The sequence below is a fragment of the Pseudomonas sp. 14A genome (assembly GCF_018132745.1).
Lineage (GTDB): Bacteria > Pseudomonadota > Gammaproteobacteria > Pseudomonadales > Pseudomonadaceae > Aquipseudomonas > Aquipseudomonas mercuritolerans.
In genome coordinates, this window is the sequence record NZ_JAGRQJ010000010.1 from 498,786 (window position 1) to 506,055 (window position 7,270).

The 7,270-nt window shown below is 59.8% G+C and carries 7 protein-coding genes; 4 read left to right on the plus strand and 3 right to left on the minus strand.

The genetic code is table 11. The annotated features are described in order from the left end of the window. Nucleotides 1–612: 612 nt before the first annotated feature. The gene (locus tag PS14A_RS12280) at nt 613–2,247 is read right to left on the minus strand and encodes a methyl-accepting chemotaxis protein (RefSeq protein WP_130910535.1); all 1,635 of its coding nucleotides are present in this window, start codon (nt 2,245–2,247) and stop codon (nt 613–615) included. Between the two features lie 306 nt (nt 2,248–2,553). On the opposite strand from PS14A_RS12280, the gene PS14A_RS12285 reads away from it, so the two are divergent. Further along, nucleotides 2,554–3,384: an undecaprenyl-diphosphate phosphatase gene (locus tag PS14A_RS12285; protein ID WP_016774688.1), complete on the plus strand. Its 831-nt coding sequence runs from the start codon at nt 2,554–2,556 to the stop codon at nt 3,382–3,384. Further along, on the plus strand, nt 3,381–3,809 hold the full coding sequence (locus PS14A_RS12290; RefSeq protein ID WP_137213559.1) for a DUF1294 domain-containing protein: 429 nt from the start codon (nt 3,381–3,383) through the stop codon (nt 3,807–3,809). The genes PS14A_RS12285 and PS14A_RS12290 overlap by 4 nt, the downstream gene beginning before the upstream one ends. Nucleotides 3,810–3,947: 138 nt before the next feature. Here PS14A_RS12290 and PS14A_RS12295 read toward each other — a convergent pair whose 3' ends face one another. Both PS14A_RS12295 and PS14A_RS12300 read right to left on the minus strand, forming a co-directional pair. After that, nucleotides 3,948–4,307: an MmcQ/YjbR family DNA-binding protein gene (locus PS14A_RS12295; RefSeq protein WP_130910532.1), complete on the minus strand. Its 360-nt coding sequence runs from the start codon at nt 4,305–4,307 to the stop codon at nt 3,948–3,950. After that, entirely contained in the window at nt 4,304–5,212 is a 909-nt protein-coding gene (locus tag PS14A_RS12300) for a LysR substrate-binding domain-containing protein (RefSeq protein ID WP_130910531.1), read from the minus strand. Before PS14A_RS12300 ends, PS14A_RS12295 begins: the two co-directional genes overlap by 4 nt. A gap of 126 nt (nt 5,213–5,338) precedes the next feature. Between PS14A_RS12300 and PS14A_RS12305 the strand changes: the two genes are divergently transcribed. Continuing rightward, the gene (locus tag PS14A_RS12305; RefSeq protein ID WP_137213561.1) at nt 5,339–5,950 is read left to right on the plus strand and encodes an FMN-dependent NADH-azoreductase; all 612 of its coding nucleotides are present in this window, start codon (nt 5,339–5,341) and stop codon (nt 5,948–5,950) included. 167 nt (nt 5,951–6,117) lie between these two features. Continuing rightward, complete coding sequence (locus PS14A_RS12310; RefSeq protein ID WP_212616290.1) at nt 6,118–7,155, plus strand: dienelactone hydrolase; 1,038 nt, start codon at nt 6,118–6,120, stop codon at nt 7,153–7,155. Nucleotides 7,156–7,270 lie beyond the last annotated feature (115 nt).

Below are 7,270 nucleotides of genomic sequence, written 5' to 3' on the forward strand. Positions count from 1 at the left end.
GAGAGGGGACTGACCGAGGTGTTTGGTCGAGGTACGCCGACTTGGGGACAGCGAGTCGAATGTACAGACGGCAACATCAAAAGCCCCTCACCCTAACCCTCTCCCGGAGGGAGAGGGGACTGACCGAGGTGTTTGGTCGAGGTACGCCGACTTGGGGACAGCGAGTCGAATGTACAGACGGCAACATCAAAAGCCCCTCACCCTAACCCTCTCCCGGAGGGAGAGGGGACTGACCGAGGTGTTTGGTCGAGGTACGCCGACTTGGGGACAGCGAGTCGAATGTACAGACGGCAACATCAAAAGCCCCTCACCCTAACCCTCTCCCGGAGGGAGAGGGGACTGACCGAGGTGTTTGGTCGAGGTACGCCGACTTGGGGACAGCGAGTCGAATGTACAGACGGCAAACATCAAAAGCCCCTCACCCTAACCCTCTCCCGGAGGGAGAGGGGACTGATTGGGGGACGCTTTGGAGCAGCGTCGGTTTGAACGATTTTCGTTGAATCCATAATCGACTCGATTGCTCAGGTCGATGTATGACGCCAGACCCCTCGGTCGGCTCCCTCTCCTCGGGGAGAGGGCTGGGGTGAGGGGTGGGCTCACCTCGGTGACCGGTCAGACCCGGAACTGGCGCAGCAACCCGTTGAGCTGTTCGCTCAGTTGTCCAAGTCGCAGACTGGCTGCACTGGATTGTTCAGCCGCCAAAGCAGTGCTGTGCGAAAGCCCGGCCGCCTGGGTCACGTTCTGGTTGATGTCCTCGACCACATGCGCCTGTTGCAACGTGGCGCTGGCGATCGACGCATTCAGCCCATTCAGATTACGCAACGCCTGGCCAATCGCATTGAGACTCGCCCCGGCCAGTCCCGCCTGTTCAATGGTCAGTTGCGAGGCTTTGCTGCTGTCGCCAATCACCTTCACCGCAGCCTCCGAATGATTCTGCAGGCGCTCGATCATCGACTGAATCTCCGCCGTCGATTTCTGCGTACGTTGCGCCAGCAAGCGCACCTCATCGGCTACCACAGCGAACCCACGACCTTGCTCACCCGCACGTGCTGCTTCAATCGCCGCATTGAGCGCCAGCAGATTGGTCTGCTCGGCGATCGAGCGAATCACCTCCAGCACGCTGCCAATCTGCGTGCTCTCGGCCGCCAGGGTGCGGATCACTTCCACCGCCTGATCGATCGTGCCCGAGAGTTTGTCGATCTGCTGCAAGCTGCCGTCAATGTTGATCTGGCCCTGTTGCGCCTGCGCTTCGGCATCACGCATTTCAGCGGCGGCGTGTTCGGCGTTTTTCGCCACGTCCTGCACGCCGTAGGTGACTTCGTTGATTGCCGTGGCTACCAGTTCCATCTGCTGCGATTGCTGCTGACTGCGCTGCTGGGCCTGCGATGCGTCGTTGCCCAGCTCGCTGGACGACTGACCCAAGGCACTGGCCGACACCTGCAACTCACCAATCACCCGACGCAACTTGGCGGTGAAGGCATTGAAGTGATGGGCCAGTTCGGTGACTTCATCCTTGCCATAAGTATCGAGGCTGCGGGTCAGGTCGCTTTCGCCGCTGGCGATGTTGGCCATCGCATTCACGGTTTCCTGCAACGGACGGACGATGCTGCGTGCGATCAGGATCACCAGCAGCGCCATGATCAGCGCAATCGCCAGGCCGATTGCCGACGCCTTGATCATTTGTCCCTGAAATTCCGCCTGCACGTCGTCGACATACACGCCGGAACCGATCACCCAGCCCCACGGCTCGAACAGCTTCACATAGGAAGTCTTCGCCACCGGATCCGTCGCCCCCGGTTTCGGCCAGCGATAATTGACCATGCCAGCGCCCTTGGCCTTGGCAATGGCGACCATTTCGTTGAACACCGCAAAGCCGTCCGGGTCGCGGATCGCCGAGAGGTTCTGGCCTTCGAGTTTGGGGTTGGTCGGGTGCATGACCATCACGGGGGTGAGGTCGTTGATCCAGAAGTAGTCGCTCTGGTCGTAGCGCAGGCCACGGATTGCGGTCAGCGCCTGTTTCTGCGCGGCATCCCTGGTCAAGGTGCCTGCGGTTTCCAGGCCGTGGTAGTAGGTGAGCAGGCCGCTGGCGGTCTGCACCACATGCTGGGTTTTCTGCGCCTTGGCGCTGTAGAGGTCGTCGTGGATCTGCTTGAGCATCAGCACGCCCAAGGTCAGCAACATGACCACCGCCACCACCAGGATGAGCCACAAGCGTCGGCTGATCGACACACTGCGCAAGCTGTTCATAACGCTGTCACTCCGGATTCTTGTTCTTGTAATAAACGATCGCCAGCATCCAGCCACAGCTGAGTGCTCGGGACTGCGCGATTCAAGCCTTTCAACGCGGGAAGCGCTATTAAGGCTTGTCTGTTAAGATTTCGGCCCCGCGCGTGAAAACCTGAATCCGGTTTTGAAATTTCACGGAATTTTTACCGTTTCGTGTGGATCCTGTGCGCGCGGAATCGGTACAGCTTCAACCAGCTACGCTGAACGCAGTGAACACTAGAAAATACTATCGGGGCATGCCGGTGTGCATCGCTCTCTGGGGGATTGATGGATCTTTGGACTGCCTTGCAGGCACTGATACTAGGCGTTGTAGAAGGGCTGACGGAGTTTTTGCCCATTTCGAGCACCGGACACCAGATCATCGTTGCCGACTTGCTGAACTTCGGCGGCGAACGGGCCATGGCGTTCAATATCATCATTCAGCTCGGCGCGATTCTCGCGGTAGTCTGGGAGTTTCGCCGCAAAATCCTCGACGTGGTGATCGGCCTGCCGACCCAGCCGAGTGCACGGCGTTTCACCGCCAACCTGCTGATCGCCTTCCTGCCAGCCGTAGTGCTCGGGGTGATTTTTGCCGATCTGATCCACGAATACCTGTTCAACCCGATTACCGTGGCCGCAGCGCTGGTCATCGGCGGAATCATCATGTTGTGGGCCGAACAGCGCCAGCATGAAGTGCATGCCGAAACCGTCGACGAGATCCGCTGGACCGACGCCTTGAAAATCGGCTTCGCGCAATGCCTGGCGATGATTCCCGGCACCTCGCGTTCCGGCTCGACAATTATTGGCGGCCTGCTGTTCGGCCTGTCACGCAAGACCGCCACCGAGTTCTCGTTCTTCCTCGCCATGCCAACCATGGTCGGTGCGGCGGTGTATTCGGGCTACAAATACCGCGACCTGTTCGTTCCGGCGGATTTCCCGGTGTTCGCGATTGGTTTCGTCACGGCATTCATTTTCGCCATGATCGCTGTGCGCGGCCTGCTCAAGTTCATCGGCAGCCACAGCTATGCAGCCTTTGCCTGGTACCGGATTGCCTTCGGCCTGTTCATCCTGGCGACCTGGCAGTTCGGCTGGGTGGACTGGTCGGCAGCGAAGGCATGAATGATTCCCGCGCGCGCCGCCCGGAAGGCCGGCCTGCGGGCGGGCGCGTTCAGCATCTGAAGTTGAAACTGCTGGTGCTGTTGTTCGTCTGCGCGCTGCCGTTGTTCGGCTCGCTGTCGATGTGGCTCAGCGGCATCTCGCCGGTGCCGCTGGCGGCGTACGGGATTGTCAGTGTGCTGGCGTTCTTTGTGTACTGGGCCGACAAACGCAAAGCTCGCGCCGACGCCTGGCGCACCCCGGAAAACATCCTGCACGCGTTAGAACTGGCGGGCGGCTGGCCGGGCGCCTTGGTCGCGCAGCAGGTGTTCCGGCACAAGACCCGCAAGGTGTCGTTTCAGATTCTGTTCTGGGCGATCGTGTTGTTGCATCAGGTGTTCTGGATTGACCAGATGTTTCTCGGATCGAACTTGCTGTCGCTGATCTGAGGAAAACACATTCCTCTGTAGCTGCCGAAGGCTGCGATCTTTTGATTGATCGTTCCCACGCTCTGCGTGGGAATGCAGCCAGGGACGCTCTGCGTCCCAAAAGATCGCAGCCTTCGGCAGCTCCTACACGGGATCGGTTTACAGCTTCAGGCCGATTTGGGTTTTCCTAGGCAACCTGCTCACCACCAGTTGATGCGATCGCTGCAACAAACCCCGCAATTCCTCGGCACCCAGCGGGTAGGGCGGATGCATGATGATCCACTGCGCCCGCGCCAGATACGGCGCCGGATGAATCCCGGGGCGGTCGCAATGGCCGAGAAACAGATCCTTGTCGACCTTGAACGCCAGCGAATCCCCACGCAGCCCCTGCAAGGCAAACATCTTGTTGCCGGCAATCGAAAATACCCGCACGCCGCCCCATTTGTAGTCTTCCCGCGCGCCGGGCAGCGCCAGACAAAATTCGGCAACCTCGGCTTCGCTCATTCTTCCTTGTTTCATAGAAACCTGTCCCCGCAGGCATTGAACGATTCGACCAGGTGATCGATCCATGCGCGCACCGCTGGCATCACCCCGCGCCGGTGCGGATACACCGCTTGCAACCAGCCGCCGGGCAATGACCATTCCGGTAGCACTTGCACCAATGTGCCGTTACGCAATTCGGTTTCGCAGAACATCATCGGCAGCACAGTAAAGCCCTGACCGGCCAGGACGCAGGCCTTGCGCACCACGAAATCATCGATGCCCAGTCGCGCTTCCATGCTCAGATCGACGCTCTTGCCTTGCTGATCAAGCAGACGCACATGCACCATGCGATCGGCTTCCAGCGCGCCGAGCACCGGCAGATTCTTCAGGTCCTGCGGATGATTGATGGTTTTGCCTTGCATGAAGGCTGGGCTGGCGATCACCACTGCTTGGGCCTGACGCAAGCGCCGGGTGACCAGCAACGGATCTTCATCGCCGTGATCACGCACGCGCAAAGCGACATCGATGCCTTCAGTGACCAGATCCACCCGGCGATTGAGCAGTACGACCTCCAGCTGCACCTGAGGAAACTTGCCGAGAAAGTCGCTGATTACCGTCGGCAGCATTTCATGGGCAAGCCCGGTCGGGCACGACACCCGCAAGCGCCCGCGCGGCTCGCTGGACATGCTTGCTACCGCTTCATCGGCCATTTCCGCTTCCAGCAACATCGCCTGACAGTGGCGCAAATAGCGTTCACCGACGGCAGTGAGATTGAGTTGGCGAGTGGTGCGTTGCAGCAGACGTGCGCCGAGTCGTTCCTCCAGTTCGGCGATCCTTCTTGAAAGCCGCGATTTGGGAATGCCAAGCAAGCGCCCGGCGGCGGCGAATCCGCCGGCTTCGACCACTTTGGCGAAATAGTAGAGATCGTTGAGGTCCTGCATGTGCGTTTCCAGTCGTTCTATCAATGGGACGAACTATCGCATCGTCGGCGACTAATCAGCTATTGGTTTGTTGCGTAGGATTGTCTCCATTCCGTCGCCGCCGGCGATTCTTTCAGGAGAACCCATATGAAACTGTTGCACATCGATTCGAGCATTCTCGGCGACAACTCGGCTTCCCGTCAGTTGAGCCGTCAGGTCGTCGAGGCCTGGCAAGCCGCCGAGCCGAGCGCTGTGGTCACCTACCGCGACCTGGCGGCCGATGCGATCAGCCACTTCTCGTCGACCACACTGGTTGCCGCCGGCACCACCGCCGAACTGCGCGACGCTGCGCAACAGCACGAAGCCGGGCTGAGTGCTTCGACCCTGGCCGAGTTCATCGCTGCCGACGCTGTGGTGATTGCCGCGCCGATGTACAACTTCACCGTGCCGACCCAGCTCAAAGCGTGGATCGACCGCATCGCCGTGGCCGGCCAGACTTTCCGCTACACCGAAGCCGGCCCGGAAGGCCTGTGCGGTGGCAAGAAAGTGGTGATCGTGTCGACTTCCGGCGGCATCCATGCCGGTCAGGCCAGCGGCATCGCTCACGAAGAGTATCTGAAGCTGGTACTGGGCTTCCTCGGCATCACCGATATCGAGATCGTTCGCGCCGAAGGTCTGGCCTATGGTGAAGAAGTGCGCAACAACGCCATGAGCGCTGCACAAGCGAAGATCAGCGAGCAACTGTTCGCCGCTGCGTAAGGCTTGCGTAAAGAACAGCCGATGTTCAGGTACTCCCCAAAAAACTCTGTATTCTGGTTCCGCAAGGGCCGAATACGGAGTTTTTTGTTTCTGGCTGTTACATAATCTGGCCCGGATTATGCAGTTTCAGCACATCCGACAATGTGGTCCGACAGGGTGGGGCATTCATGAGGCATCTTTGTGCACTGTTGCTGATTTGCCTGCTGGCCGGCTTGAATTCAGTGCAGGCCGCACCGGGGCGCCACCCTGTCTGGAGCGTCGGTTATCACGAGATGACCTTTCTCGACCCGCTCGATCTGCAACCGATGCGCGCCATCGCTTTTTATCCGTCCAGTGACCGTGAGCACATGAGTTTGCTTGAGGGCTATTCCGTGGAGGCTGGTGAGGACACCAAGGTCGCGATCGGCCGCTTTCCCATGTTGATGCTCTCCCACGGCAATACCGGCACGCCGCTGGCCTTGCATGATCTGGCGACGTCGCTCGCTCGCAAAGGCTTTGTCGTGGTGGCGGTGATTCATCCCGGCGACAACTGGCGCGATCACAGCCGACTCGGCACGTTGAGCAATCTTTACGGGCGGCCAATCCAGATTTCCCAAGCGATCACCGCGACGCTCGGTGACAGCATGCTCGCGCCTTTCGTCAATGCTGACCAGGTTGGCGTGATTGGCTATTCGGCCGGTGGCGAGACCGCGCTGATTCTTTCCGGGGCGCAACCGGATCTGGATCGTCTGCGCCGCTATTGTCAGGAACGCCCGGACGATCACGACGCCTGCAACACCCAGGGCGAGCTGATTGTTGATCGCGATGACTTGCAGCCGGTGGCCGATCCACGGGTTCACGCGTTATTGCTGATGGCGCCGCTGAGCCTGAAGTTCGGCCGCCATACCCTCGCCGATGTGCATGTGCCGGTGCTGCTCTACAGCGGCGACGGCGACAAACTGGTGGCCTTCGATAAAAACGCTGCGGCTTTGGCGCGCAAACTGCCCACTGCGCCGGACTTCAAACTGCTGGCCGGGGCAGGGCACTTCGTGTTCATGGCGCCGTGCACCGAAGAGCAGATCCGCGCCATGCCAGCGTTGTGTACCGATGCCGACGGGGTGGATCGCGAGGATATTCACCGCAACCTGATCTCCGAGGCCGGACGGTTTTTTGCCCATGCACTGGGCAAATCGAGCAGGGCGGGGATGCAGACGGCGGATCAATAACTTCATCACCCCCCACCAATTCCTGTAGGAGCTGACGAGTGCAACGAGGCTGCGATCTTTTGACTTTGATTTTTCAAGATCAAGAGATCGCAGCCTCGTTGCACTCGTCAGCTCC

Bases quoted from the DNA above. Each gene is read 5' to 3' on its own strand.
- PS14A_RS12285 (WP_016774688.1), top strand. From the start codon at position 2,554: ATGGATCTTTGGACTGCCTTGCAGGCACTGATACTAGGCGTTGTAGAA.
- PS14A_RS12290 (WP_137213559.1), top strand. From the start codon at position 3,381: ATGAATGATTCCCGCGCGCGCCGCCCGGAAGGCCGGCCTGCGGGCGGG.
- PS14A_RS12295 (WP_130910532.1), bottom strand. From the start codon at position 4,307: ATGAAACAAGGAAGAATGAGCGAAGCCGAGGTTGCCGAATTTTGTCTG.
- PS14A_RS12280 (WP_130910535.1), bottom strand. From the start codon at position 2,247: ATGAACAGCTTGCGCAGTGTGTCGATCAGCCGACGCTTGTGGCTCATC.
- PS14A_RS12310 (WP_212616290.1), top strand. From the start codon at position 6,118: ATGAGGCATCTTTGTGCACTGTTGCTGATTTGCCTGCTGGCCGGCTTG.
- PS14A_RS12305 (WP_137213561.1), top strand. From the start codon at position 5,339: ATGAAACTGTTGCACATCGATTCGAGCATTCTCGGCGACAACTCGGCT.
- PS14A_RS12300 (WP_130910531.1), bottom strand. From the start codon at position 5,212: ATGCAGGACCTCAACGATCTCTACTATTTCGCCAAAGTGGTCGAAGCC.